27 protein-coding genes are annotated in these 25,719 nt (G+C 47.5%); 15 read left to right on the forward strand and 12 right to left on the reverse strand.

Translation table 11 applies throughout. From position 1 onward, the window contains the following. Nucleotides 1-480 precede the first annotated feature (480 nt). The 3 genes from BQ7480_RS02810 (at nt 481) to BQ7480_RS02820 (ending at nt 6,705) form a co-directional block, all read left to right on the forward strand. Entirely contained in the window at nt 481-3,711 is a 3,231-nt protein-coding gene (locus BQ7480_RS02810; protein WP_083581741.1) for a SusC/RagA family TonB-linked outer membrane protein, read from the forward strand. Between the two features lie 19 nt (nt 3,712-3,730). After that, complete coding sequence (locus BQ7480_RS02815; RefSeq protein WP_072541631.1) at nt 3,731-5,548, forward strand: RagB/SusD family nutrient uptake outer membrane protein; 1,818 nt, start codon at nt 3,731-3,733, stop codon at nt 5,546-5,548. Nucleotides 5,549-5,757: 209 nt separating this feature from the next. Continuing rightward, on the forward strand, nt 5,758-6,705 hold the full coding sequence (locus tag BQ7480_RS02820; protein ID WP_235816715.1) for a glycoside hydrolase family 43 protein: 948 nt from the start codon (nt 5,758-5,760) through the stop codon (nt 6,703-6,705). 97 nt (nt 6,706-6,802) lie between these two features. Here the strand turns inward: BQ7480_RS02820 and rsgA are convergent, their stop codons facing one another. Together rsgA and frr are read right to left on the reverse strand one after the other, a co-directional pair. Continuing rightward, complete coding sequence (gene rsgA, locus BQ7480_RS02825; RefSeq protein WP_072541633.1) at nt 6,803-7,738, reverse strand: ribosome small subunit-dependent GTPase A; 936 nt, start codon at nt 7,736-7,738, stop codon at nt 6,803-6,805. A gap of 76 nt (nt 7,739-7,814) precedes the next feature. Beyond that, nucleotides 7,815-8,375 (reverse strand): ribosome recycling factor, encoded by a 561-nt coding sequence (gene frr / locus BQ7480_RS02830; protein ID WP_072541634.1) that lies wholly within the window; start codon nt 8,373-8,375, stop codon nt 7,815-7,817. A gap of 171 nt (nt 8,376-8,546) precedes the next feature. Between frr and BQ7480_RS02835 the strand changes: the two genes are divergently transcribed. Further along, nucleotides 8,547-9,071: a histidine phosphatase family protein gene (locus BQ7480_RS02835; RefSeq protein WP_072541635.1), complete on the forward strand. Its 525-nt coding sequence runs from the start codon at nt 8,547-8,549 to the stop codon at nt 9,069-9,071. Nucleotides 9,072-9,137: 66 nt separating this feature from the next. On the opposite strand, the gene pyrH is transcribed toward BQ7480_RS02835, so the two are convergent. The 4 genes from pyrH to BQ7480_RS02855 form a co-directional block, all read right to left on the reverse strand. Beyond that, on the reverse strand, nt 9,138-9,848 hold the full coding sequence (gene pyrH, locus BQ7480_RS02840) for a UMP kinase (RefSeq protein WP_007559787.1): 711 nt from the start codon (nt 9,846-9,848) through the stop codon (nt 9,138-9,140). A gap of 72 nt (nt 9,849-9,920) precedes the next feature. Beyond that, nucleotides 9,921-11,237 (reverse strand): MATE family efflux transporter, encoded by a 1,317-nt coding sequence (locus BQ7480_RS02845; RefSeq protein WP_072541636.1) that lies wholly within the window; start codon nt 11,235-11,237, stop codon nt 9,921-9,923. Then, complete coding sequence (locus tag BQ7480_RS02850; RefSeq protein WP_072541637.1) at nt 11,234-11,971, reverse strand: biotin--[acetyl-CoA-carboxylase] ligase; 738 nt, start codon at nt 11,969-11,971, stop codon at nt 11,234-11,236. Before BQ7480_RS02850 ends, BQ7480_RS02845 begins: the two co-directional genes overlap by 4 nt. Before the next feature lie 17 nt (nt 11,972-11,988). Next, complete coding sequence (locus BQ7480_RS02855) at nt 11,989-12,357, reverse strand: YraN family protein (RefSeq protein WP_072541638.1); 369 nt, start codon at nt 12,355-12,357, stop codon at nt 11,989-11,991. A 72-nt stretch (nt 12,358-12,429) separates the two neighbouring features. Between BQ7480_RS02855 and BQ7480_RS02860 the strand changes: the two genes are divergently transcribed. Both BQ7480_RS02860 and BQ7480_RS02865 read left to right on the forward strand, forming a co-directional pair. Further along, nucleotides 12,430-12,663 carry a hypothetical protein gene (locus tag BQ7480_RS02860; RefSeq protein ID WP_022355093.1) on the forward strand — a complete coding sequence of 78 codons (234 nt, stop codon included), beginning with the start codon at nt 12,430-12,432 and terminating at the stop codon, nt 12,661-12,663. A gap of 4 nt (nt 12,664-12,667) precedes the next feature. After that, nucleotides 12,668-13,102 carry a nucleoside deaminase gene (locus BQ7480_RS02865; protein WP_072541639.1) on the forward strand — a complete coding sequence of 145 codons (435 nt, stop codon included), beginning with the start codon at nt 12,668-12,670 and terminating at the stop codon, nt 13,100-13,102. Between the two features lie 6 nt (nt 13,103-13,108). Here BQ7480_RS02865 and BQ7480_RS02870 read toward each other — a convergent pair whose 3' ends face one another. The 5 genes from BQ7480_RS02870 to BQ7480_RS02890 form a co-directional block, all read right to left on the reverse strand. Then, entirely contained in the window at nt 13,109-13,387 is a 279-nt protein-coding gene (locus tag BQ7480_RS02870) for a DUF4834 family protein (RefSeq protein ID WP_072541640.1), read from the reverse strand. Between the two features lie 54 nt (nt 13,388-13,441). Beyond that, nucleotides 13,442-14,146, reverse strand: a complete 705-nt coding sequence (gene pssA, locus BQ7480_RS02875; RefSeq protein ID WP_022355090.1) for a CDP-diacylglycerol--serine O-phosphatidyltransferase — start codon at nt 14,144-14,146, stop codon at nt 13,442-13,444. Nucleotides 14,147-14,183: 37 nt separating this feature from the next. After that, complete coding sequence (locus BQ7480_RS02880) at nt 14,184-14,870, reverse strand: phosphatidylserine decarboxylase family protein (RefSeq protein ID WP_072541641.1); 687 nt, start codon at nt 14,868-14,870, stop codon at nt 14,184-14,186. A 472-nt stretch (nt 14,871-15,342) separates the two neighbouring features. Further along, nucleotides 15,343-16,383 carry a DUF4831 family protein gene (locus BQ7480_RS02885; protein WP_072541642.1) on the reverse strand — a complete coding sequence of 347 codons (1,041 nt, stop codon included), beginning with the start codon at nt 16,381-16,383 and terminating at the stop codon, nt 15,343-15,345. Between the two features lie 10 nt (nt 16,384-16,393). After that, nucleotides 16,394-17,911 (reverse strand): bifunctional ADP-dependent NAD(P)H-hydrate dehydratase/NAD(P)H-hydrate epimerase, encoded by a 1,518-nt coding sequence (locus tag BQ7480_RS02890; RefSeq protein WP_072541643.1) that lies wholly within the window; start codon nt 17,909-17,911, stop codon nt 16,394-16,396. 159 nt (nt 17,912-18,070) lie between these two features. Here BQ7480_RS02890 and hpt point away from each other — a divergent pair, with 159 nt between their 5' ends. From hpt to BQ7480_RS02935, 9 genes are all read left to right on the forward strand, one after another. Then, entirely contained in the window at nt 18,071-18,607 is a 537-nt protein-coding gene (gene hpt / locus BQ7480_RS02895) for a hypoxanthine phosphoribosyltransferase (protein WP_072541644.1), read from the forward strand. A gap of 27 nt (nt 18,608-18,634) precedes the next feature. After that, nucleotides 18,635-19,204 (forward strand): adenylate kinase, encoded by a 570-nt coding sequence (locus BQ7480_RS02900; protein ID WP_022355079.1) that lies wholly within the window; start codon nt 18,635-18,637, stop codon nt 19,202-19,204. Between the two features lie 55 nt (nt 19,205-19,259). After that, nucleotides 19,260-20,444 (forward strand): GTPase ObgE, encoded by a 1,185-nt coding sequence (gene obgE, locus BQ7480_RS02905; protein ID WP_072541645.1) that lies wholly within the window; start codon nt 19,260-19,262, stop codon nt 20,442-20,444. Then, complete coding sequence (pgeF, locus tag BQ7480_RS02910) at nt 20,444-21,250, forward strand: peptidoglycan editing factor PgeF (RefSeq protein ID WP_072541646.1); 807 nt, start codon at nt 20,444-20,446, stop codon at nt 21,248-21,250. Before obgE ends, pgeF begins: the two co-directional genes overlap by 1 nt. A gap of 23 nt (nt 21,251-21,273) precedes the next feature. Further along, on the forward strand, nt 21,274-21,936 hold the full coding sequence (locus BQ7480_RS02915; protein ID WP_083581867.1) for a B3/B4 domain-containing protein: 663 nt from the start codon (nt 21,274-21,276) through the stop codon (nt 21,934-21,936). Between the two features lie 22 nt (nt 21,937-21,958). Continuing rightward, complete coding sequence (locus BQ7480_RS02920; protein WP_394332642.1) at nt 21,959-22,555, forward strand: M23 family metallopeptidase; 597 nt, start codon at nt 21,959-21,961, stop codon at nt 22,553-22,555. Between the two features lie 7 nt (nt 22,556-22,562). After that, nucleotides 22,563-22,757 carry a hypothetical protein gene (locus BQ7480_RS02925; protein WP_072541649.1) on the forward strand — a complete coding sequence of 65 codons (195 nt, stop codon included), beginning with the start codon at nt 22,563-22,565 and terminating at the stop codon, nt 22,755-22,757. Between the two features lie 69 nt (nt 22,758-22,826). Then, complete coding sequence (locus BQ7480_RS02930) at nt 22,827-23,360, forward strand: outer membrane beta-barrel protein (RefSeq protein ID WP_072541650.1); 534 nt, start codon at nt 22,827-22,829, stop codon at nt 23,358-23,360. Between the two features lie 124 nt (nt 23,361-23,484). After that, nucleotides 23,485-24,123 (forward strand): porin family protein, encoded by a 639-nt coding sequence (locus BQ7480_RS02935; RefSeq protein WP_072541651.1) that lies wholly within the window; start codon nt 23,485-23,487, stop codon nt 24,121-24,123. On the opposite strand, the gene BQ7480_RS02940 is transcribed toward BQ7480_RS02935, so the two are convergent. After that, nucleotides 24,120-25,712 carry an efflux MFS transporter permease gene (locus tag BQ7480_RS02940; RefSeq protein ID WP_072541652.1) on the reverse strand — a complete coding sequence of 531 codons (1,593 nt, stop codon included), beginning with the start codon at nt 25,710-25,712 and terminating at the stop codon, nt 24,120-24,122. The two genes, BQ7480_RS02935 and BQ7480_RS02940, sit on opposite strands and share 4 nt — an antisense overlap. Nucleotides 25,713-25,719: the final 7 nt, after the last annotated feature.

Below are 25,719 nucleotides of genomic sequence, written 5' to 3' on the forward strand. Positions count from 1 at the left end.
GGTTCCTGACCTTATTGATTATATTAGATTCCACTGTCAGAAGAATAACTTTTATCTTGCTATTTCATAGCCTTTTCTGTTTCTAAATTAATCCTTTTAGGTAGTTATTTAAGAGTGCAAGTCTTTTATTCCTTTTTGCTTTTAGTGAGGAAAGACTCCGATGGATTCCAGTTTCCTTTCGATAAGACATCAAATGATTGTTGCTGTAAGTGAAAGAATACGCTCAGATATAGTTGGGGACTGACTATTGGTTGAATAATTACATAGTTTGGCATTTTTGTGGCATAGGGTCCAGTGTAGGTTATCTACATTTGCATTAAAAGACAAATGTTTAAATTAAAACAACTATGAATAAATACCTTTGGAATAACTCAGCCTGATTTTTTATGTTTATCAGGAGTCAATGGTTGGTCTATTGTCTCCTGCAGAGAGAAGAGTAAAGTATAGCTTCTGTACATTTAAATCTAATATCAAAAATAAATGGTCAAAAAAATCTTATTTTTATTCCTAATTTTGTTTGCATCTTCCCTTGGGGCACAAAATGTGGCTATTACAGGAACTGTGACCGATGCAAATGGTGAACCTCTGATAGGTGTGAATGTGGTGATAAAGGGCACTTCGACAGGTGCTATCACAGACTTGGATGGTGCTTTCTCTGTGAATGGAAAGCAAGGAGACATAATGGTGTTTACGTATATTGGTATGGAAACGAAGGAAGTTCCATTTCAGGGAACACCATTGCGGGTGGTATTGAAAGATGATACGAAGGTGCTGGATGAAGTTGTGGTGGTGGGATACGGTTCTCAGAAGAAGGTGAACTTGACTGGTTCGGTGGCAACCGTCAATTTTTCTGATGAAACGCTTTCTCGCCCGGTGACTACGGTGTCTGCAGCCTTATCAGGTATGGCTGCCGGTTTGAATGTGATGACTACCAGCAGCAAACCAAACTCAGAAAGTGCTTCAGTACTGATTCGTGGTAATGGTACGTTGAATGATTCAAGTCCGTTGATTTTGGTTGATGGTATGGAGATGGACTTAAATCAGATCAATCCCAATGATATAGCTTCGATTTCAGTTCTGAAGGATGCTGCTTCTTGTGCAATTTATGGTAACCGTGGTGCCAATGGTGTTATTTTGGTGACTACGAAACAAGGTACCGATGGCAAGATTAACGTATCTTATTCGGGCAAATTTTCACTGAATACACCTGCCAGACTTATCCATCAGGTATCCAATTATGCCGATTATATGGAGCTGATGAATGAAGCTGCGACCAACAGTGGTCAGGCTGCCTTATTCACACAATCAACCATTGACCAATGGCGTGCTGCTGAAAAGGACCCTAACGGTATTTCTGAATCTGGTTATCCAAACTATGTTGCTTATCCTAATACTGATTGGTATGATGAAGTGTACAATCCTAAATGGATGCAAGAGCATACCGTTACTGTAATGGGTGCAGAGAAACGTACAACTTATAATTTGAGTGCTACCTATGTAGACAATCCGGGCTTGGCCGACAACTCGGGCATGAAGAAATACTATATGCGTTCCAATATCGAATCGAAGATTTCCGATTTTCTGAAGGTCGGTTTGCGTGCCTGGGGCTATCATACCGATCAGGAACGTAACAATATTGATGACCTGAACGGTAATATGATGCAGAAGGCTACTCCGGGTACTTATCCCTATTATGATGGCGCTTATGGTTCGCCTGCAGCAACTGAGGAAGACCCTGTTTCAACAAATCCTGTTTATTTTATTAACCGTCAGGGTGGTTTCTACAAGCAGACCAAGTTCTATGTCAATCCCTATGTTAAGATTGACTTTCTGAAACACTTCTCGCTGAGTTATAACTTCTATTATGACCACTTCCGTAATGAGCAATTTTTGCATGATACGGATTACCGTGAACAAAAGAATTTCCGTACTGGAATCGTCACGAGTACTCCTCCTACTTCTGAGACATTGGCCGAGGATATTGTATATTATTATATCGATGGAGACCAAAGTTGGAAGAGTAGCACAGTGTTGAATTACGGGCAGGTGTTCAACAAAAAGCATGATGTGGCAGCTATGATTGGTTATGAGGAATACCGTAAATGGCGCCGTACGACAGATGTGAGCAAAAAAGGTATGGTTGATTCTGGTCTGACAGATTTTGATGCTATGAGTGAGCCTAATTATTTGTCTGGTAATACGACAGAATATTCGTCTCGTTCGCTCTTTGGCCGTTTTACCTATGCTTATGACTCTCGCTATTTGTTTGAAGTCAATATGCGTTATGATGGTTCGTCACGTTTCGCTCCTGAAAGTCGCTGGGGAATTTTCCCGTCGTTCTCGGCAGGTTGGCGTATTTCGGAAGAAAACTTTATGAAAAACCTTGGCTGGTTCGATAATTTGAAATTGCGTGCTTCTTGGGGTAAGTTAGGTAATAATTCGATTGGTAACTATGATTGGCAGGCGCTTTATGGCATTAAGCAGTATGTGTTTGGCAATTCGCTTATTTCAGGTCTTGGCATGACATCCTTCTCCAACTACAATCTGGAATGGGAGGCTACCACTGTTACCAATCTGGGTCTTGATTTTGCTATACTGAACAATCGTTTGACAGGTACCATAGAATGGTATAACAAAGTGACCAACGGTATTTTGTATAACCCGACTTTGTCGCCTACGTTGTCTTATTTTAGTTCTCCAAAAGAAAATATAGCAGAGGTAACCAATCGCGGTGTTGAACTCACATTGGGCTGGCAGGATCATGTTAATGGTTTTGCTTATAACATTTCCGGCAATTTCTCGTTCAACAAGAATGAGGTGACTAAATATAAAGGAGAATTGCAACGTGGTTGGGTTGACGGGGTATGGACCACCAATTTGGGAGATGTGTCAACCGGTGGGGATACTCGTATTGTTGAAGGGCATACGATGAACGAATATTACATGCTCAAGCTGTATCATGGTAATGGCAGTGCATTCAATGTCGATGGGTCTGTGAATCCTAATGGAGGTCCTAAAGACGGTATGATACGTACTGAACAGGATATGAAGTGGTTGCAGGCCATGGTGAATGCCGGTTATGAGTTTTATCCTTCACAGGGTATTGGTAAAGACCGTATCTGGTATGGTGATATCATTTATGCTGACCTCAACGGTGATGGTATTTATGGTAGCGACAACGACCGTGACTTTATTGGTTATTCGGCTACTCCTAAATTCTACTATGGTTTTCAGGCCAGTGCTTCGTGGAAAGGATTCGATCTTTCTATGAACTGGGCTGGTGCTGCAGGATTCAAGATTCAGTGGTATACACAGACACAGAACAGTACGGTGATGACTCGTGGCTATGGTATCGGTAAGGATGTAGGTTACGATCATTATTTCTATGATCCGGAGAACCCTGAGGATCCTCGTACAAACATCACTTCTAAGAATACTCGTTTGACAATGAGCGGTACCAATCAGGTCAGTACGGTAAGCGAATGGCATCTGCATAATGGAAATTATATGAAGTTGAAGAACTTGACCATAGGTTATACCTTCCCTAAGAAGTGGATGGAGAAACTCTATGTACAGAACCTGCGTGTTTATGCTTCTGGCGAAAATTTATTGACCATTACCAAGTTTCAAGGCATGGATCCTGAAATGGCAACAGGAGCTGGTTATGCATCTATGAGACAATATGCATTTGGTATTAATGTAACATTCTAAGAAAAGGAGAAATTGAATAATGAAAAACATAGCAAAGAAATACTATAAACATGTTGCTTTGGCCGTCGGTTTGGGATGGTGTTGCGCCGGTTGTGTCAATATGGATTTGGCACCGCTTAATTCTGCCAGTGAAAGCAATGTATGGTCTAGTGAAACATTGGCGGAACAGACAGTGACAGGAGTTTATAATGTATTGTATGAAGGTGCCAAGGATGGCTGGGTTGGATGGTTTGATGTCTGGTCGTCTATGATGGATCTTGACCGCAACTGGATTGGTGGACTGGACTTTTTGTTTGCTACCAATTCTTCTACGAGTGACCGTGGCAGCGAACGTTGGTGGAAAAATTATTATGGCGGCATCTTGCGTGCCAATGATGTCATTTCTAATCTGCCTTCAGTTCCAGGTATGGACAAAGCAAAAGCTTCAAGACTGGTGTCTGAATGTCGTTTCTTGCGTTCTTGGTGGTATTATCGTTTGAATATCTTATATGGCGGTGTTCCTTATTATACAGAAGCTATCAAGAATACGGATGAAGCTAAACTCGCTCGTTCAACACAAGATCAAATCTGGGATTATCTTATTCAGGACCTTACCAAGTGTATTGAGGACCCCAATTTGCCTGATAAATATAGTTCAAGTGATGCCAATTATGGACATATAACTAAAGGAGCGGCTTACGCTTTGCGTGGTAAGGTGTATATGTGGAAGAAGGAATGGCAGAAAGCGGCAGATGACTTTGAGGCTGTGAAGAATTGTGGCTATAGCCTTTATACAGCCGATGGGGCAAATTCGTATAAACAGCTGTTCAAGGAAGAGAATGAGAGATGCGATGAAATGATATTCTCTTTGCAATGTTCTTCAGCCAATAATGGCGCATGCGCTAACAATAAGAATGGAAACTACGGCACACGTAGCATGCCTGATGATGGTACTGGAACAGGTATTGGTTGGACCAACTATATCATTAATCCTAATTTTGTGGATTCCTATGAAAATGCAGATGGTAGTAAATTCAACTGGGATGATTATATTCCTGGATACAATGAAATGACGGCCGAAGAACGTAGTGTTTATTTCCTGCGCGATGATGCCACTGAAGAAGAAAAGGCTGTTTATGCAGATTGGGGTGCTGATATGTCTAAATATATCACTCCGGGAAATGAGGCGCGTATCAAGGCTGCTTATGACCATCGTGATCCACGTTTGGCTATGTCTGTCATAACTCCTTACAGTACTTATTTGGGAGGACGTGCCGGAGTTCCTACAGAATATACTATGCGTGCTCCTTACCGTAATGTGATGGCTCCTACTTATGATTTGCAAACCGATGTGGCTTCGATGGTTTACTATGTTAATCGTAAGTTTGTGGGTGAAGGTATGGAAATCATGACATTCTACTCCCCGATTGATTTGCCTCTTATTCGTTATGCTGAGGTTTTACTGAACTGGGCCGAGGCTTTGAATGAACTGGGTGACGTATCGGGAGCTGTGGAGAAAGTAAATGAAGTACGTCGTCGTGCCGGTGCACAACCGCTGAATAGCAATGCGCCTACTACCGTTACCGGACAGGAAGATATGCGCCAGCGCATTATGAATGAATGCCACTGGGAACTGGTAGGTGAAGATGTGGTTTTCTTTGATGAAATACGTTGGAGAACTTGGAAAGACTTGAAATTCTCAAAAGATAGCCAAGGCCGTACAAATGGTATGCGCCAGGTATGGGGTACACCCACCTATCAATATACCTGGGGAGGTGACAATTATTGGGTATTGCCTATCCCAGCACGTGAGATAGAGATGAATCCTAACATGGTACAGAATGAAGGATATCAATAAATCGTTAATTAGCAATAGGTAGAGTAGGGGAGACTTGAATATATGATTTGTGGCAAGTCTCCCTTTACTTTTTGTGAAAACAGTTAGGCGGGTTGACTTTATGTAGAGGGTGGTTATCCTTCACTGGAGGCAAATGTTCTTGAAATGGATTGATTTTATAACTTAATTTAGAAGGCATGTATATCAAATTTTTTTTAGCAGGACTTTCTATGCTGGTCATAGCAAGTTGTGAGGCATCAAAGCCTGTTCAACAGCAGAAGCACGAGATATTTTACGCAGATCCTACCATTGTTTTGGACAATGGAAAGTATTATATGACTGGAACCGGGTCGCAGACTCCTTTGGGATTTACAGTCCTGATGTCTGATAATCTGCTGGAATGGACTACTGGCACGGCTGATTATTATCGCTTTATTCTACGCAAAGGTGAGTCGTATGGTGAAACCGGTTTTTGGGCACCACAATGGCTGAAGGAGGGTGATACGTATTATTTTGCCTATACGGCTAACGAACAGACTGCATTGGCTTGTGGCACTTCTGTAACCGGGCCTTTCATGCAAGATGAGATGAAGCCTATTGACGGATCAGAGAAAAACATAGATCCTTTTTTGTTCAAAGATGACGATGGGAAGTATTATTTGTATCATGTGCGTTTCAACCATGGTAATTATATTTGGGTTGCCGAGTTTGATATGCTGACCGGTACGATAAAGAGTGAGACATTAAAGCAATGTCTGGATTGTACGGAACCTTGGGAACATACCGATAATTATGTTTCTGATCCCATCATGGAAGGACCCACTGTGATTAAACTGGATGGGAAATATTATCTGTTTTATTCGGCCAATCATTATATGAACATCGATTATGCAGTGGGCTATGCCACTGCCGATTCTCCATTGGGACCTTGGAAAAAGTACGGAGGAAACCCCATTATACATCGTAGCATTATAGGGGAGAACGGTTCCGGACACGGAGATGTCTTTTTAGGTAAAGATGGGGGCTATTATTATGTATATCATGTACATAAATCGGACTCAGAGGTCTCTCCCCGTGCTACACGTATCATTCCTTTGCATCTGAAAAAGGGTCGTGACGGCTTTTATGACATATCAGTAAAAGGCGATGAAGTCATCAAGCCCTATCAACTCTATTAATGAATTGAGGAGCACATCTTGTCAACCTCTCTTTTTGAAAAGCAGCCACCGTTTTCCTTGATGGGAAGAAAATCGGTGGCTGTATATTCTTGTCTGTTTAAAATGCTGAGCGGTATTTCCCTTCTTCCTTGTCTTCCAGTATATTCAAGTAGGAGGCATACCGCGATTCGCTGATGTAGTGGTTTTCCACGGCTTCACGTACGGCGCAACCCGGTTCATGCCGGTGGGTACAGTTCCCGTATTTGCAGTGCGCGGAAAACTCGAATATTTCCTTGAAGTAGTGTCCCACTTCCTCGTCCTTCATGTCGAAGGTACCGAAGCCCTTGATGCCCGGGGTGTCAATGATGTAGCCGTTGCCCGCTACAGAGAACATTTCAGAGAAAGTGGTAGTGTGCATGCCTTTGTTGTGGGCTGTGGATATTTCGCCGGTCTTGACATTCTGTTCCGGCAGGATGGCATTGATTAAGGTCGATTTTCCTACGCCGGAATGGCCGGAGAACAAGGTTACTTTTCCTTGCAGGGCCTGTTTGATTTCCTCTACTCCGGTGCCTTCCAATGCGGAAATCCGGTAGCAAGGGTATCCGATGTGGGTGTACAAGTGAATCAGTCCCTCCAGATAATGCAATTCCTCTTCTGTATAGCGGTCCACTTTGTTGAATACCAGACAGACCGGCACGCGGTACGCTTCTGCCGAAGCCAGGAAACGGTCGATGAATATGGTGGAAGTTTCCGGATAGTTCACCGTGACCACCAGCATGCACTGGTCCAGATTGGCTGCGATGATGTGTGATTGTTTGGACAGGTTGGAAGAACGGCGGATGATGTAGTTTTTCCGGTCTTCAATTTCGGTAATGAATGCGGTTCCTTCCGCATTGACATTGATTTGTACCCGGTCGCCCACGGCGATAGGGTTTGTGCTGCGTATTCCTTTCAGGCGGAAATTTCCTTTTATCTTGCATTCAATCAGCTTTCCCTCGTCGGTTTTGACCAGATACCAGCTTCCTGTATTTTTTATGACCAGACCTTTTTCCAATAGATGTAAATTTAAAAAAAGAGGAGGGAAGAAATCCTGACGGTTCCCTCTCTCCTCGTATGGGGATGAATAAAATTTATACTGTCATGATTTCTTTGTCCTTGGCAGCCAGCATGTCGTCAATCTGCTTGATGTACTTGTCATGTACTTTCTGCAATTTGGCTTCAGAGTTTTTCTGCTCGTCTTCCGGCATACCGTCTTTTACGGCCTTTTTCAGGGCGTCGATGGCATCGCGGCGTGCGTTACGGATGCTTACTTTGGCAGTTTCTCCTTCACCTTTGCACTGTTTGCTCAGCTGTTTACGGCGTTCCTCTGTCAATGGTGGAATGCCCAGGCGGATGATTTCACCGTTGTTCTCCGGCATGATACCCAATTCAGAGTCGATAATTGCCTTTTCAATGATGCGGAACATGCTCTTGTCCCACGGCTTGATGGCAATGCTGCGTGCGTCGGGAGTAGTCACCGCGGCTACGTTGTTGATGGGCACCATGCTTCCGTAAGAGTCTACGCGGATGCCGTCCAGCAGACGTACGTCGGCTTTTCCGGCACGGATGTGAGCCAGCGCTTCGTCCAGATACATGATTGCCATATCCATTTTCTCTTCAGCTTCGCTGATAATTGTTTTAGAATCTGCCATATATTTCTTACATTTATAGGTTTTATATTCTCTGATAAGTATTTATGTGAACAAAAATAAGCTATTTTTTATTCTCTTGCAATACTTCGGAACATAAGTTTGTGTCTGTCTGGCCCGAAACTTGCCGGAAACTTCTTATCTTTGTTTGTCAACTTAAAAGCAGCACGGTTTATGATTACACTTTATTTGGCCCGTCACGGACAGACGGTGGAAAACTTGAGTCGGATTTTTCAGGGGCATTTGCCCGGTACCTTGACGGAAGAGGGCAAGCAGCAGGCTGTAGAACTGGGGAAGGCCTTGCGTGAGATTCCGTTGGATGCCGTGGTGAGCAGTGATTTGCAGCGGGTGGTGGATACGGTACGGCTGGCCGTGGGCGACCGGCATCTGCCGTGGCAGCAGACGGCTTTGTTGCGGGAAATCGACTGGGGACCATGGACCGGATTGACAGTGGGCAGTGTGGACTTGAGTCATCCGCCTGCCGGGGTAGAGACCCCTCAGATGCTGTACGACCGTGCAGGAGCTTTTCTGGAGTATCTGTGGCATCATTATGACGGCCTGCGGGTGCTGGTCGTGGCGCACGGGCAAATCAACCGCTGTCTGGAGGCCCGGATGAAAGGGGTGGCATTGGATGACCTTCGCACGATTCCCTTGATGAAAAATGCGGAATTCCACCGTTATGAACTGGCGGGTGAGTAAATGAAAACGGCAAGGAGCAGTCGCAGACCGCAGCTTGCCGTCATTTTATAGAGAAGGGTTGGGATATCAGTTGTGTACCAGCGTACCGATGTTTTCGCCCGACATCACCTTCTTCAGGTTACCTACGGTATCCATGTCGAATACAATAATCGGCAGGTTGTTTTCCTTGCACATGCAGGTAGCGGTCAGGTCCATTACTTTCAGGCCGCGTGCCAGTACTTCATCGTACGTAATGTCGTCGAATTTTGTGGCTGTCGGGTCTTTTTCCGGGTCGGCTGTATAGATACCGTCTACGCGGGTACCTTTCAGCATGACGTCGGCTTCGATTTCAATGCCTCTCAGTGACGAACCGGTGTCGGTGGTAAAGAACGGATTTCCGGTACCGGCCGACATAATGACTACTTCCCCGTTTTCCATGGCCTCAATGGCTTTCCATTTGGTATAGAATTCACCAATCGGTTCCATACGGATAGCCGTCAGTACGCGTGCCTTTACGCCGGCAGCCACCAAAGCTGAGCTTAGTCCCAAGCTGTTGATAACCGTAGCCAGCATACCCATCTGGTCACCTTTTACGCGGTCAAAGCCTTTTCCGGCTCCCGACAATCCGCGGAAAATGTTACCGCCACCGATGACGATGCCAATCTGTACGCCCATGTCATGGATTTCCTTGATTTGCTGTGCATATTCGCCCAGCCGTTTTTCGTCAATACCGTATTTTTTTTCTCCCATCAGGCTTTCGCCGCTGAGCTTTAATAGAATGCGTTTGAATTTTGCCATAATCGTAGTTGTTTTATTAGTTTGTAGCAAAGTTAGTAATAATTTCGGATATCTTCCGCTTTGTGGGGAAAACTATGACAGGGTATGTAAATCTGTGATTCTCTTCCGGTAAAGGATGATTCCTTGTACGATACCCCGCAGACTCAGGTAGACAATGAAAGCCATCCAGAGGGCATGGTTTCCCAATGTGTCGTGCAGACCGTAGTAAAGGAGGAAGAAACTGGCCGAGGCAATCCACATGGCACGCAGCATGAGGCGGGTGGCCGTGGCCCCGATGCAGATACCGTCGAGCAGAAAAGCCGAGAATCCAGCCAGTGGAATGGCCAGTACCCAGTAAATGTATTCTCCGGACGCGGCAATGACAGTCGCGTCGTCGGTCAACAGGCTGAGAAAACCTTTTCCTCCCAGTCCGTAGAGCAAGGTAAACAGCAGGGAGAGTGAGATGCCCCATTTGAAAAGATGTTTTACGGTTAGTGTCAGTGCCTTGTGGTTCCGGGCTCCGATGTATTTCCCGCTCAGCGCTTCTCCGGCGTAGGCAAATCCATCCATGAAATACGAAAAGAGGGTGAACAGTTGCATGAGCAAGGCATTGACGGCCAGTACCACATCGCCGTATGCGGCTCCCGTGGAGGTGAAAAAGACGGTTACGGCAATCAGGCAGAGCGTACGGAAGAAGATGTCCCGGTTCACTTGGAAAAAACGTTTCATTTCACTCCGGTTGAACAAAGCTTTCTGGTGCAGGTACTTCCGCAGCGGACGATAGTAGGCCAGCCAGAGCAGGCAGGCCATTCCCAGTCCCGCATATTGTGCCACGAGGGTACCGAGGGCCACTCCTTCCACTTTCATGCCGAGGGAGAAGACGAAAAACAGGCTGGCGGCAATGTTGACGATGTTTTGGGTGAGGGCGATGAACATCGGGAAACGGGAGTTCTGCATGCCGATGTACCAGCCGGTAAAGCCGTAGAGTCCCAGCGTGGCCGGAGCTCCCCAGATGCAGATATGGAAATACAGCGTAGCCAGCTTTTGCACCTCTTCACTGGTGTCCATGAAGGTGAAAGCCAGACTGCGAATCGGAAATTGGAGTATCAGCAGGGCAAGGGCCAGCAGCAGACTGATGCTCAGCGAGCGGAGCAGGATTCGGGTAGCCTCTTGCAAGTCGTGTCGGCCATAGGCCTGGGCGGTGAGTCCTCCCGTTCCCATGCGGAGGAAGCCGAAGAGCCAGTAAATCATATTGAACAGCATGCCTCCCACGGCGATGGCTCCGATGTAGGAAGCCGCTCCCAGATGGCCTACAATGCTGACGTCAATCAATCCCAGCAGGGGAACGGTGATGTTGGAAACGATGGAGGGCAGGGCAATGTGCAGAATCTGTCGGTCGGTCGTCTTCATAAGATGTATTCCACTTCCTTGAATAAATAGCCTCTTTGTTGTCCTTGCGCGTCTTCCAGTATCAGGCGTCCGCTGGGCTCGATGTCCACGATGCATGCCTGGAACTGTCCGTTCTTGTCCTGATACGGATGCATTCCCTCCTTGCGGTAGAGGGCTTCCTTGTAACGTGTTTCCAGCAGGTCGGTCTGTCCTTCCTTCAGCCGCTGGTAATAGTAGGTAACCTTGTCCATGATTTGTGCCAGTATTTCACGGATGTCATACTGGTTGCCCGTAATCTGGCACAAGGAGATGGGGTTGGGGGCATCGCTGTAGAAGCGTTCCTGGTTCAGATTGACCCCGGTTCCCGAGATGGAACGGCTGATATGGATGCCGGTCAGGTCGTTTTCAATCAGCGTGCCGCAAATCTTTTTGTCTTTCCAATAGATATCGTTGGGCCATTTGATGGAGATGCCTTCCGTATAGCTGGACAGCACGTCATACAGGGCCAGGGCAGTGACCTGTGACAGATAGAACTGGCGGTGTGCCTCCAGAAAGTCTGGATACAGCACAAAGCTGAAGAGCAGGTTTTTGCCTGCTTCCGATTCCCAGCTGTTGCCACGCTGTCCGCGTCCGGCCGACTGGAAAGATGAATATACGCTGGTCAGTTCCGGACATGGTTGCACATTGCAAAGGTCCGCCAAGTAGGAATTGGTAGAAGTGGTTTCTGCCAGTACGATAGGTTCAGGATATTTCATGGGTCTTTATGCATTAATTAGTTCCACACAGGAGGGAAGAAAGCCTCTTCGATGTGTTCAATCTGGAAAGGAGGCTGCATTCCCACCACGGTAATGAGGTCGAAGCGGACGGGAAGGTCGAGGGCGAATTTCCGGACATACGCATCGGCAGAAGCCACGATACTCCGTATTTTCCGGTTGTCCACCGCTTCTTCCGGATGGCCGAAACGGTTGTCCCTTCTGGTTTTCACTTCCACAATGACCAAGGTGCCGTCTTTTTGGGCCACGATGTCCAAATCCCGGTGTCCGGAATGCCAGTCCCGGTGCCTGATTTCATATCCTTTTTCAGTCAGATAAGCCACTGCGGCAGCCTCTCCTTCTTTTCCTAGCTCATTATGTAGTGCCATTTTCCGCTTTTTTGCAAAAATACGCATTTTTATGCTTCAATTTTAACGGAATACGCTAATTTTGCAGGACAAATGGTAAATAGCGGGAAAAAAAGAAAGAAAGTACCAGTCAGCAATCCTCCCCGTCGCCAGCGGATGGTTTGCCTGATGAGCGAAGAAGAGGTGCGGATTGTGGACCGTTATCTGGAGAAATACCAGATAACCAACAAGGCACGCTGGCTTCGCGAGACGGTCTTGTCTTTTATCCATCAGAATATGGAAGATGATTATCCCACGCTTTTCAAGGAACATGACATGCGCAGATAAACCGATGGCAGACGATTCTTTTTACATGAAACAAGCACTGGCTGAGGCTGCACGGGCCGCAGACAGAGGAGAGGTACCCGTAGGGGCCGTGGTGGTCTGCCGGGACCGCATCATTGCGCGTGCGCATAACCTGACCGAAACCTTGCACGATGTGACGGCCCATGCGGAAATGCAGGCGGTGACGGCGGCGGCCAATGCATTGGGGGCGAAATACCTGAATGATTGTACGTTGTATGTCACGGTGGAGCCTTGTGTGATGTGTGCGGGAGCGATTGCCTGGGCACAGGTAGGTCGTCTCGTTTTCGGGGCGGAAGACGAGAAAAGAGGTTACCAGCGGTATGCGCCGCAAGCCTTGCACCCTAAGACGGTGGTCGTGAAAGGAGTGTTGTCCGACGAGTGTGCCGGACTGATGAAGGACTTCTTCCGGAAAAGAAGATGAAATGTTTTATTTGATTTCTTCAAAATCCACGTATTCCCCTTCTTCTTTGTCGAAAATCTTTTTCCGTTGGCGTACGGAGGGATTTCCTTCGTTGGAATAAGCATCGAAGGACTCTTCCTGTGGCTGACTTGAACCGGAGGAATAGGTGGTCCGTTGGGAAGAACTGTTGCGTTGCATGCGTCGTTTGAATCCGAATATCATGCCGATGACTCTGTACAGGATGAACAGTCCGATGAGCAGGACGACCAATATGATGAAAAATATAAAGCCTAGAATATGGAACATTTTCTTTCGTTTTTAATTTAGAAGGAACAAAAAACGTGCCACAATTTCTCCCGTTTATTTTTTACGTGTCAGCAAGGATAAAAGGATGTACCATACGATGACGGCCGCGAAGCCGCTCAACTGGAAGATAATCAGCAGTGGAATGCTGACAATCAGGAAGATATAACTTATCTTGTTGTGTCCCCATGACAAATCTTTAAACTTCAGGGAGAACATGGGCAGTTCGGCTACCAGCAACAATGACATGACAATTACCAGAATGAAGAGGTACAGGGCATTGAAGCTGTCGGAAATCAGAAAATCGTGTGCCCCTACGGTCAGTGAGCCCCAAAACAAGGCGTTGGCAGGGGTTGGCATGCCGATGAACGAGCTGGTCTGACGTTCGTCCAGGTTGAATTTGGCCAGTCGGAGGGCAGAAAATACGGCAATCAGGAAGGCCGTGTAGGGCATGAGTCCCGACAGCGGAAGGAGAAAATCCGGATAATGCACCTCCTTGAACAGGGAGAAAGCAATGGCGGCCGGAGCCAGTCCGAAGGTAATGTCATCGGCCAGCGAGTCCAGCTCTTTCCCGATGGGAGAGGACACATGCAACAGGCGGGCTGTCATCCCGTCGAAGAAGTCGAACACCGCTCCCAGTACGATGAAAAGCAGTGCCCATTCGTATTTGCTATGAAAAGCCATGTAACAGGCTATGCATCCACAAAACAGATTACAACTGGTAATCGTGTTGGGTATATTCCGGATAATCGCGTGAGCCATGATGTAATAATAAATAAGGTATATACTGTTTTTTGGATTAGGGCAGGCGGGCAATCACTGTTTCGTTGCCGGTCGTTTTCTGTCCCATGGTCACACAGACTTCTGTACCCAGCGGCAGATACACATCCACCCGCGACCCGAACTTGATGAATCCCATGTGCTCGTCAATGTAGCAATCCTCTCCCGGCACGGCGTATGTTACAATGCGTCGCGCCACCGCACCCGCAATCTGACGGGCCATGACGGTATGACCTTCCGGGGTATCGATAACAACCATCGAACGTTCGTTTTCCGTACTGGCTTTCGGAAGCCAGGCTTTCATGAAGCGTCCGTTATGATGGTCTACATGCTTCACCACTCCATCTACCGGATACCAGTTGGCATGTACGTTGGTGATGTCCATAAAGATGGAAATCATCAGGCGGCGGTCATGGAAGTATTCGTATTCATCCACTTCCTCAATGACTACTACACGTCCGTCGGCCGGTGCCACTACCATTTTTTCCGTGTCCCCCTTGAACAAGCGTATCGGGCAGCGGAAGAAATTAACCATCAGTCCGTAGACGATGAGGCTTGCGACAGCTACTAAATAAAATGGTATCTTACATTCAATTCCCCAATACAAAGCTGCATTAATAAGGAGTAACAAGATTGCACCGGTAATCAGAATGTGAGTCCCTTCGTGATGGAGTCGGATTTTTTTGAGTTTCTTTATTTTGTTCATTCGGGTCATAACAAAGTTGCACGTTTTATCGTGCGAAGATAGGGCTATTTTAAGAACTCTGCAAATTATAGAAACAGAAAAACAGTTTAGCGCAAAGATTTCCTCTTTTATAAAGAGGAAAAAAGGTGATTTTGTAGCTTTTTGCTACTTTTCCTGCGGTGTAGGGAGAAAGTTCTTGAAAGAAGACGACATTTTTGACAAAGCTCCAATATCCTTTTTTATGTTTCCCAATCGGGAACCGTACGGTTTCGGGGTGGAAAACGTATGGTTCGCTGCCGGGAAACATACGGCTCCCGATTGGAAAACAGACACAGCTATTCGGTGGAATGTCCTTATCTCCAAGGCGTTTGGTGGTCAATGGAGACGGGTAAGAAGATGTATAAAATGGATTTGCCTTTTCAGGATGAAAAAAGACCGTCTTTCGGGAGATGCCGGAAGACGGTCTGCATGTTCTTTTCAGTCAAGTGTACGGTCAATCTTTGTCAATCTTCACGATTCCGCCTGTGGTAGGGTTGAAAATCACGCGGGTGTTGACTTTCTTGTCGAACAGGCCGTCTACCAATACTTCCGTGTAGCCGAACTGGGTAAACGCCATATCATCGTCGAAAAGTTTTTTGCCCTGGTAGGTGACGGTTACATTTCCCTTACCGGGAATATTATAGATGATGCCTTTGTTTCTCTTCTTTTTTTTCTGGTCTTCTTCCGTTGCCGGCAAGGTCGACGTGTTGCGGATGGAGACATAAATCGGGTCGCCCGCCAGATTGTTTACTGGAAGTACCCCTAACTGGGTAGAGAAGCGTGCTGCGATTTGTTCTTGCATGTTTTTCTCGGGCTCTACCAGTATGGTAAAGACTTTGTCCGTGCGGTCGGTGACCCCGGTAAAGGCTTGTGCCAATGCTTTTTCCTGCTTGTCAAGCTGTTCGATGACCAGTTGCAGGGAAGCTCCGTCTTTAGGCATGGTGTCGGCCTGTCCGCGCAAGATGAGGTTTTTGCTGTCGCGGATGTTGTAGATTTCACGGGCAGTCAGCTCGGCCATCTTGGGTGTTGAACCGGCCATGAGAATGTCTTCCGTCATGTATTTGCTGGCGTTTTCATGGGGTTGTGGAGTTTCCAGCTTGTAATCGGGAAGCTGTTCTTTCTCGGTGGAGGTGGTATTGATAGCCTTTACGATGCCTTTGTCTGTCAGTTCTACGTTGGAAGCTACATTTTTATCTTTTAATTTTATGATGTAGGCATTGGTAGAATCGGGTACACCTTCCAGCCGTACACGGATATCTTTGATTTCCCAGTGGGTCTCAGGTTTGGTGCCGATGTTGTTCAGCCGCAGGTATCGGCTTGCATAGAGGCAGAAGTCGCCCGGCTGGTAGTCTACTTTGGTGGCAATGATGTCAATGGCTACTTTAGTCTTGGGCAGGAAGTAGACGATACCTTCACCTTCCTGTGGCACATAGCTTTCTTGGGAGTAGGCGCTCAGAGAGGCCAGCAGTCCCAACGCGATGATTCCTCTTTTCATATTTTGTCTGTCATTTAATTTCCATTAGTTGTTTCCATGCTTCGGGCAGGGCATCCACAATGTCGCCGGAAGTCATGCCGATGACACCTTTCCGCTGGCAGGCAATGTCGCCGGCCAGGCCGTGTACGTAGACTCCCAGACGGCAGGCTTCTTCTTGTGTATATCCCTGTGAGAGAAGGGAAAGGAGGATACCCGTCAGTACGTCTCCGCTGCCGGCCGTTGCCATGCCCGGATTGCCTGTCGGGTTGAAATAGGTTTCTCCGTCGGGGGTGATGACGGCTGTCCATGCGCCTTTCAGCACGATGAAGCATTGCAGGTAGGCAGCCAGTTCCTTGGCCTTGGACAACCGTTCGAAACTGTTGCTGCAACGGCCGATGATACGCTCCAGTTCCTTCACGTGAGGGGTGAGGATGCTGTGGCGGGGAATGCGGGTCAGGTAGTTGCGATAGTTGCTGAAGATGTTCAGGGCATCAGCGTCGAGTACCAGCGGAATGTAGCAGTTGCTGATTTGGTCGAAGAGCGCCTGTACGGTCACTTCTTCCTGTCCCAGTCCCGGGCCGATGGCTACGGCCTGGAAATTGTCGAGGTCGGCCGCTTCGGCAAAGCAGCGGTCATGCACATCGTCCTGTACCATGGCTTCGGGCACATTGCTCTGGAGCAGGAGGTGATTGCAGACAGGGGTGTGTACGGTGAGTAGTCCGATACCGGAACGCAGACAGGCCCGCGAGGCCAGCAGGGCAGCCCCTCCCATGCCGTAGGAACCGGCTATCAGCAGGCCGTGGCCGAACATGCCTTTATGGGCAAATTTCTTCCGTGGCTTGATGAGTGCACGCATCTCGCTTGCTTCGGTGATGAGGTAAGGCGTTTTGGCTTTTTCAATGAATTCCCGGCTGATGCCGATGTCGAGCAATTGCCATTCGCCTACCACGTCGGCATTCTCCGCAAAGAGGAAGGAGAGTTTCGGCAGCTGGATGCTTAGGGTCAGGTCGGCCTTGATGATGTTCTGGCGGATGTTGTGGGTGTTGTCTTCTCCCATCAGACCAGAAGGGATATCAATGGATACTACTTGGGAAGGGGAGGCGTTGATGTATTGCACGACGGCTGCAAATCCACCACTCAGCGGCTTGTTGAGGCCGGAGCCGAACAGTCCGTCCACGATGACGTCGTGGCTGCCCAGCTGGGGAGGGTCGAACTGGCTGCTGACTTCCGTATAATTGGCAAACCCGCTTTCTTTCAGACGCTGTACGTTGGTGAGACATTCTTCGGAAAGGGTTCCTTTCACGTTAAACAGGTAGACTTCTACCGGGTAGTGTTTCAGGAAGAGGATACGGGCCACAGCCAGGGCATCGCCTCCGTTGTTGCCCGGACCGGCAAAGACGATGATGCGGTGCGATTTGTCCCAGCGGTCACTGATGGCTTGTGCCAGCAGGCCGGCCGCCTTTTCCATGAGGTTGATTGACAATATAGATTCATGGGCGATGGTATATGCATCGGCCTCTTTTTGTTGTGTACAACTTAAAATTTTCATTGTATATATAAAATAGCTATTTTGTCGGTAAAAGTACGAAAAAAGCCCCGAATGGTGTATATGTTCTATTGAAAATATCTTTAAATACTCAGGGGGATGTGTGGCGGTTTTAGGGAAAATCCGTAAATTTGCGCAATTTCTAAAAAACTACATCATAACATGGAGACGATTCAGATAAAAGACAAACGTTTCAAGACGTTTATCCCGGAGGCGGAAATTTTGAAGGAAGTGGCACGTGTAGCCGATGAAATCAATCGTGATTTGGAAGGGGAGAAACCACTGTTCCTGAGTGTGTTGAACGGCTCGTTCATGTTTACGGCCGACTTGATGAAGCATCTGACGATTCCGTGTGAGGTTTCTTTTGTGAAACTGGCTTCGTACGAGGGAACGGCTTCTACGGGCAAGGTGAAGGAACTGGTAGGACTGAACGAAGACATTACGGGACGTACGGTTGTTATCGTGGAGGATATTGTGGATACGGGACTGACCATGCAGCGTTTGTTGGAGACCCTGAAGGCACGCCATCCGAAAGAAATCCGCATTGCCACTCTGCTGGTAAAACCGGACAAACTGAAAGTGGACTTGGACATTCATTATGTGGCCATGCGTATTCCGAATGATTTTATTGTGGGATACGGGCTGGACTATGATGGTCTGGGCCGGAACTATCGCGACATTTATACGGTAATGGAATAATTTTTTATAAATCATATCTAAAACAACATGTTGAATATTGTAATTTTTGGTGCTCCGGGTTCAGGTAAGGGAACTCAGAGTGCTCGTATTGTGGAAAAGTATGGCTTGAACCATATTTCTACGGGAGATGTATTGCGTGCGGAAATCAAGAACGGTACAGAGCTGGGTAAGACAGCCAAAGGTTATATCGACAATGGTCAGCTGATTCCTGACGCATTGATGATTGATATCCTGGCGAGTGTGTTCGACAGCTTCAAAGATAGCAAAGGTGTAATCTTCGACGGATTTCCTCGTACCATCGCTCAGGCAGAAGCCTTGAAGAAGATGTTGCAGGAACGTGGCCAGGAAGTGTCTATCATGCTCGACCTGGAAGTGCCGGAAGAAGAACTGATGACTCGTCTGATCAAACGTGGACAGGAATCAGGCCGTGCCGACGACAACGAAGAAACAATCAAAAAACGTCTGGTGGTATATCATTCTCAGACAGCTCCGTTGATTGACTGGTACAAGAACGACGGTAAATATTGCCACATCCAGGGTCTGGGTACCATGGAAGGCATCTTCGCTGACATCTGTGCAGCTATCGATAAACTTTAAATAATGGAAAAACTGGCGGGCTGGGGACAGTCTGCCAGTTCTTAAACTTTAAATTATGGCTGAATCGAATTTTGTTGATTATGTAAAAATCTATTGCCGCTCCGGAAAAGGAGGCCGCGGTTCGGTGCACATGCGCCGTGAGAAGTATATGCCCAACGGAGGTCCAGACGGTGGCGACGGTGGTAGAGGAGGTCATGTGATTTTGCGGGGAAACCGCAACTATTGGACGTTGCTGCACCTGAAATACGACCGTCATGTGTTTGCGGAACACGGCGGAAACGGTTCGAAGAACAAGAGCTTCGGAAAAGACGGGGCAGACAAGGTCATCGAGGTTCCATGCGGGACTGTAGTATATAACGCCGAAACCGGCGAATATGTGTGCGACGTAACGGAGCACGGACAAGAGGTCATCTTGCTGAAAGGCGGACGTGGCGGATTGGGAAACTGGCATTTTCGTACAGCTACCCGTCAGGCACCTCGTTTTGCCCAACCGGGGGAACCCATGCAGGAGATGACGGTGATTTTGGAATTGAAATTATTGGCTGATGTGGGTCTGGTGGGTTTCCCGAATGCGGGAAAATCAACCTTGCTGGCGGCTGTGTCTGCGGCACGTCCGAAGATTGCCAACTATCCTTTTACCACGCTGGAACCGAATCTGGGTATCGTGTCCTATCGCGAAGGCAAATCGTTCGTGATGGCGGATATCCCGGGTATCATTGAAGGTGCGAGTGAAGGTAAAGGACTGGGACTGCGCTTCTTGCGTCATATCGAGCGTAACTCCCTGCTGTTGTTCATGGTGCCGGGCGATACGGATGACATCCGGAAGGAGTATGAGATTCTGCTCCATGAACTGGCTACGTTCAATCCGGAGATGCTGGACAAGCAGCGGGTGCTGGCCATCACGAAATGTGATATGCTGGATGAGGAGCTTATGCAGATGCTGGAGCCTACATTGCCTGAAGATATACCGCATGTCTTTATCTCTTCGGTATCCGGAATGGGTATCCAGCAGCTGAAGGACCTGTTGTGGATGGAATTGAATAAAGACAGCAACCAGTTGGAGGCCGTACGTCGGGAAGCCATCGTACATCGTCCGAAGGACCTGAAGAAACTCCAGAAAGAACTGGAGGATATGGGTGAGGACGAGGACTTCGAGTATGAATACGAGGAGGATACGGACGAGGATGACTTCGACTACGAGTACGAGGAGGAAGACTGGGACGACGAAACACAGAAATAATGGATCATCTGACTAAGGATAAAAGGATGTGGGTGTACGACCGGAGGAGCTCGCGCACCGACATCTTTTGTTTTTCTACCACCCGTCATGGAGGCTATAGCGAGGGAAACTATGCCTCGTTCAACTGTAACCATTATTGTGGAGATAATCCTGAAAAGGTGGAACAGAACCGGGAGTTATTGTGCTCATTGATGCCTGTCCGTCCGAAAATGCTGGTGGTACCTCATCAGACACACGGCACGACGGTGAGGGTGATTGATGATGAGTTTATCGGATTTCCTCCGGAGAAAAGAAGAGAATTGCTGGAGGGAGTGGATGCCTTGGTCAGTGACAAGGCGGGAGTGTGCCTTTGTATCTCTACCGCCGATTGTATTCCGGTGCTTTGTTATGATAGGAAGCACAAGGTGATGGCGGCTGTTCATGCCGGATGGCGGGGGACGGTAGCCCGGATTGTGGAAAAGACCCTCGACCGGATGCGCGAGCTGTACGGCACGGAAGGAGAAGATGTGTGGGCCTGTATCGGACCGGGAATTTCTCTTGAGGCGTTTGAGGTAGGCGAGGAGGTGTATGAAGCTTTTGAAACCGCAGGATTTGATATGGCGAGGATAGCCCGACGGTATGCAAAGTGGCACATCGACCTGTGGGAGGCAAATCGTCTGCAATTATTGTCGAAAGGTGTGAAAGCGTCTCATATTGAAGTGGCAGGTGTTTGTACCTATGAGCATTATACGGATTTCTTTTCGGCACGTCGTCTGGGCATTCATTCCGGACGTATTTTGTCGGGAATTATGCGAATGGAAAAATAGAAAGGAAGGTTTGCAGAATGGATTTGAAAATTGAAGTATCAGAAGAGTTACGGCAGGCTTGGCCGCAGTTTCGCGGGGCTGCCGTGTTTGCTACTGTGAAAAATTCACCTTACAGTGAAGCGTTATGGAAAAGAATCGGGGAGTTTACCGAGCTCTATCGTCAGAAATATACCATTGATTCCATCAAGGAGATGCCGGCTATTCAGGCTACCCGCCAAGCATACAAGAAATGCGGAAAGGATCCCAGCCGTTACCGTCCTTCTTCGGAAGCCTTGTGCCGCAGGCTGCTGAGAGGCCTTTCGCTGTATCAGATTGATACGCTGGTGGATTTGATTAATCTGGCTTCCATTTACAGCGGACATTCCATCGGTGGTTTCGACCGTGACAAGATTCAGGGCGACAAACTGGTGCTGGGCATCGGAAAGGCGGGTGAACCTTACGAGGGCATCGGACGTGGAGAACTGAACATTGAGGGCATGCCGGTGTATCGGGATGCCGTGGGAGGTGTAGGTACGCCGACCAGTGACAATGAGCGGACGAAGATTTCGGAGCATACCACGCATCTGTTGGCAATCATGAATGCGTACAGTGGCAGTGAGGGACTGGAGGAAGCGGTGAACTACATGGTGAACCTGCTGAAAGAATTTGCGGAGGCACAGGATGTGGAACTTTGTTATTTCAAGTAAGATGAAGCGGTTGATATGGTTGATGATTGCTTGGTGCTTCTGGGCGGGAAGTATTCGGGCCAGTGAACCGGTACCCAGTGGATTCACACACATGGAGCGAAATCATGTCAGGGTACAGACTCCGGGTTTGTTTGCCAAAGGAAACCGTTTTGAAATCCATCTGGAATGTCTGGCCGATTCGCAATTCTGCTTTCCGCTCCGTAATGGGAAAGTGATTTCGGGTTACGGTAGCCGGGGCGGACATTCGGGAGCAGATATCAAGACGAAAGCCAATGATTCCATCGTGTGCGTATTCGATGGGGTGGTACGGATGGCGAAGCATTACGGAGGATATGGAAAAGTCATTGTGGTGCGTCATGCCAACGGACTGGAGACTGTGTACAGCCATAATTCCAAGAACTTGGTGGCGTCGGGAGATACCGTAAAGGCAGGGCAGGTCATTGCATTGACCGGGAGGTCGGGACGTGCCACTACCGAACATCTGCATTTTGAACTGCGGGTGAACGGACAGCATTTCAGTCCCGGACTCTTGTTCAATATGCAGACGCGTCAGCCTCTGAAACGTACTCTGATTTGTACAAAGTCGGGTAGACATGTAAAATTGCAACCTAAAAAATAAGCAGATTATGGATATTGAAAAGATATTGACCGAAGGGATTGTCTTTAAAGGAGGAAAATCTTCGGACGGAAAGAAAAAGGAAGAGAAAGTAAAGACGAAGGCCAAGAAGAAAACGTATATTACCGGACTTCATGGCTCGGGTTCTGCCAAGATGAAGGCTGAATATCGTCGCCGGAGAGCCAACCGTCACAAACAGGGTTGAACGGTTTGGATATGAGAATTAAAGCGAGATGAGTGTATCAAATAAATTGTAGAATTAAAAAAGAAGATTATGAGAAAGTTATTTTTGCTCGTAGTGATTGTCATGGCTGCCATTTCGGCCAGTGCACAGGAAGGTGTGTATCTGGGAGGTGGTATCAGCTTGTGGAGAAACAATGATGTGGATAAAACATCGTTCTCCATCACGCCGGATGTAGGTTATAACCTGAGTAAGCAATGGGCTGTAGGTGTAGAACTGGCCTATGCGCATAAAGGGTATGACGGAGAGCTTGAGGTTAGTTCCAATGCGTTTGCATTGGCTCCGTATGCACGTTATTCATTCTATGAAAACAAAATCGTGCGCCTGTTTCTGGATATGGGATTCGGTTTCTCTACTTACAAGGCAAAACATGCCGATTCTGTCAACGGTTTTGAGATTGGCGTAAAGCCGGGTCTGGCCTTGAAGTTGAACGACCATTTCAGCTTCATTACGAAAGTCGGTTTTGCCGGTTACCGTGATGATTATTATCGTGATTTGGAGGGTAATGGATTTGGTGTCGGCCTGGATATGGAAAACATTTCCATTGGCATCGATTACGAATTCTAAGAAATAACATTTAAAACCTTGTGAGAAGGGAGCAAAAAGAGGCAAAAACTTCTTTTTTGCTCCCTTTTTATTTGTATCTCCGCTTTATCTTCTTAAATTTGTGTAATTCATCTATTTTAATCTTATGAAACGAATTGCATGTATAGTGGCTTGTTTGTTCACTGTGTTGACAATGGCCGCGCAGACGAAGGTAACCTGGAGTATGAAATTAGGACTGGGTATGAGTACTTGGATGGGGAAAGATGCGGGAGATGCTTCTCCGTTGTTTAATCAGAAAGTAGGAGTGGGGATTGATGTACCGTTGAGTGGAGTCGTTTCCTTTCAGACCGGATTGAACTGGGTATCGAAAGGGGCTAGTATGGATGCGGACATTGTGGAAGCCAACACTCAAAATGAGGTGAGCGTGCATGTAAATCAGAATTACTTTGAGATGCCCTTGTTGGCAGCCTTTCATGTGGGAACCGCATCCAACTTTGACATGGTATTTACTGTAGGTCCGTATCTGGCTTATGGAGTGAACGGCAAGCGGGATATCGACATTGACGATTTGACCGTCTCTTATAATACATTTGGTGATTCGAAAGTTGAAGAAGAAGTGATTCCGGGCTTGCGCCGTTTCGATGCCGGATTGCTTGGAGGCGTCGCACTGGATTTCCCGCGCTGGACGGTAGGGCTTGACGGAGAATTCGGTCTTTGTAAGCTGGCCAGCTATTCAAAGACACGTAACCTTGCTTTCTTCTTTACCGCCGCCTATAAGTTTTAATGCTTAGAGGGGCGATGAATGCTGGACAGTCTGTACCTTTTCTTGGTGGGCAGACTGTGCAGCATTTTCAGGGCTGCCAGATGACGGTCGCGCCATATCCGGTAGCTGACGACAATCACCAGAAAAACCGTTCCGATGATGCAAACCCAGCCGAACAGTTCTTTCAGGCTGGTCAGCATGGTCTGGGTATTGACTTCGTTGTAGAGTTGCATGAGAGAGGCATTGGGAATCGACTCTGTGAGGTCATCCAAATCACGGCTCAGCAATGCCCAGTTGTCCAGCTGGAGATGTTTCATCCAGCGGTTCAATATGGCACTGCCCAGCGGGGTGGCAATACTGGTGCGGATGAAGCTGAGCACGCACAGTGACTGGAAGAAATGTTTGAACGGAATGTGCTTGGCCACGTAGATGGTCAGTGCGATGTAGAGAATCCCGTGCCCGATTCCTTTCAGAAAGTTCGGCAAGTACAGGCTTTCAATGTTCAAGTCTGGATAAATCAGGAAATACATGTAGTACTGGTACACGACAATCAGTGTGAATCCTACTGAAATCAACAGTTTATATCCTTTTTTCAGTACGGCCTGCCGGAAGAAGACGACTCCCGCTCCGGCAAGGATACCTACAAACACGCACCAGTTCAGTGAGATGGCGTTGAGGGTATCGTATCGCAGAATGGACATCATGAAGGCATTCTGAAGTACGGATGAAGTGGCCAGAAACAGGCAGAGCATCAGGAACAGGAACAAGATGACGGGGAACTTCTTGTATTTGAATACTTGCGGGTCGATGTACGGATGGCGGATGGAAGTCATCCGGTTGATGTTGACCAGCAAGGTCACCACGGCAATCACGATGCAGGCACGTATCTGTGCGCTGTCCAGCCAGTCATAATAGTCCCCGTAAATGCAGATGAAAACAATGGCAAACAGCATGGTGGTCCATAGGGCAAGTCCTATCCAGTCGATGCCGTACAACGGCATTTTCTTCATCAGGCGGACAGAGCGGGTAAGACACATGACACAGACCCATACAATCATCAGCATACCGATGACGAACCAGTGCATGTATTGCCAGTTGGCCCAGTCGTTGATGTGCATCGTGACCAGTCCGGAAAGCTGGATACTTTCGAGCACAATGATGTAAATCACGGGGTAGAACACGGAGAAGTTGCCCGAAGGCGTGATGCTCAGACGGATGTTGGAAAAACATTCAAACGTCCCCCACATGCGGAAGAATCCCGACACAAAGCATACGCAAATCATGAGGAAGATGTTTTCCGTGTGCATGGTAATCAGGTTGCAGGCAATCAGTACCGGACAAACCGTCATGAAGATGGAGCGGGTCGTAAACCGAGCCTTCAGACGGAACAGAATCGGGAAGATGATGGTCATGCCGATGAAAGAGGCATATCCGGCCATGGTGACATCTTCCTGAATGCAGCCCAAGGCACTCGACATCTGGGTGGCTGCAGGCAGGAATACTCCTCCGTTGAACTGGAATACCATGGCAAAAAACATGGACAAGCCGATGCAGACGGAGGTGGGCAGAAAATCTTTAAAGTATAGGATACGAGGACGTTGTTCAGCCATTTCTCAA

It is taken from the genome of Bacteroides mediterraneensis, from assembly GCF_900128455.1.
In the GTDB taxonomy this organism is placed as follows: domain Bacteria; phylum Bacteroidota; class Bacteroidia; order Bacteroidales; family Bacteroidaceae; genus Phocaeicola; species Phocaeicola mediterraneensis.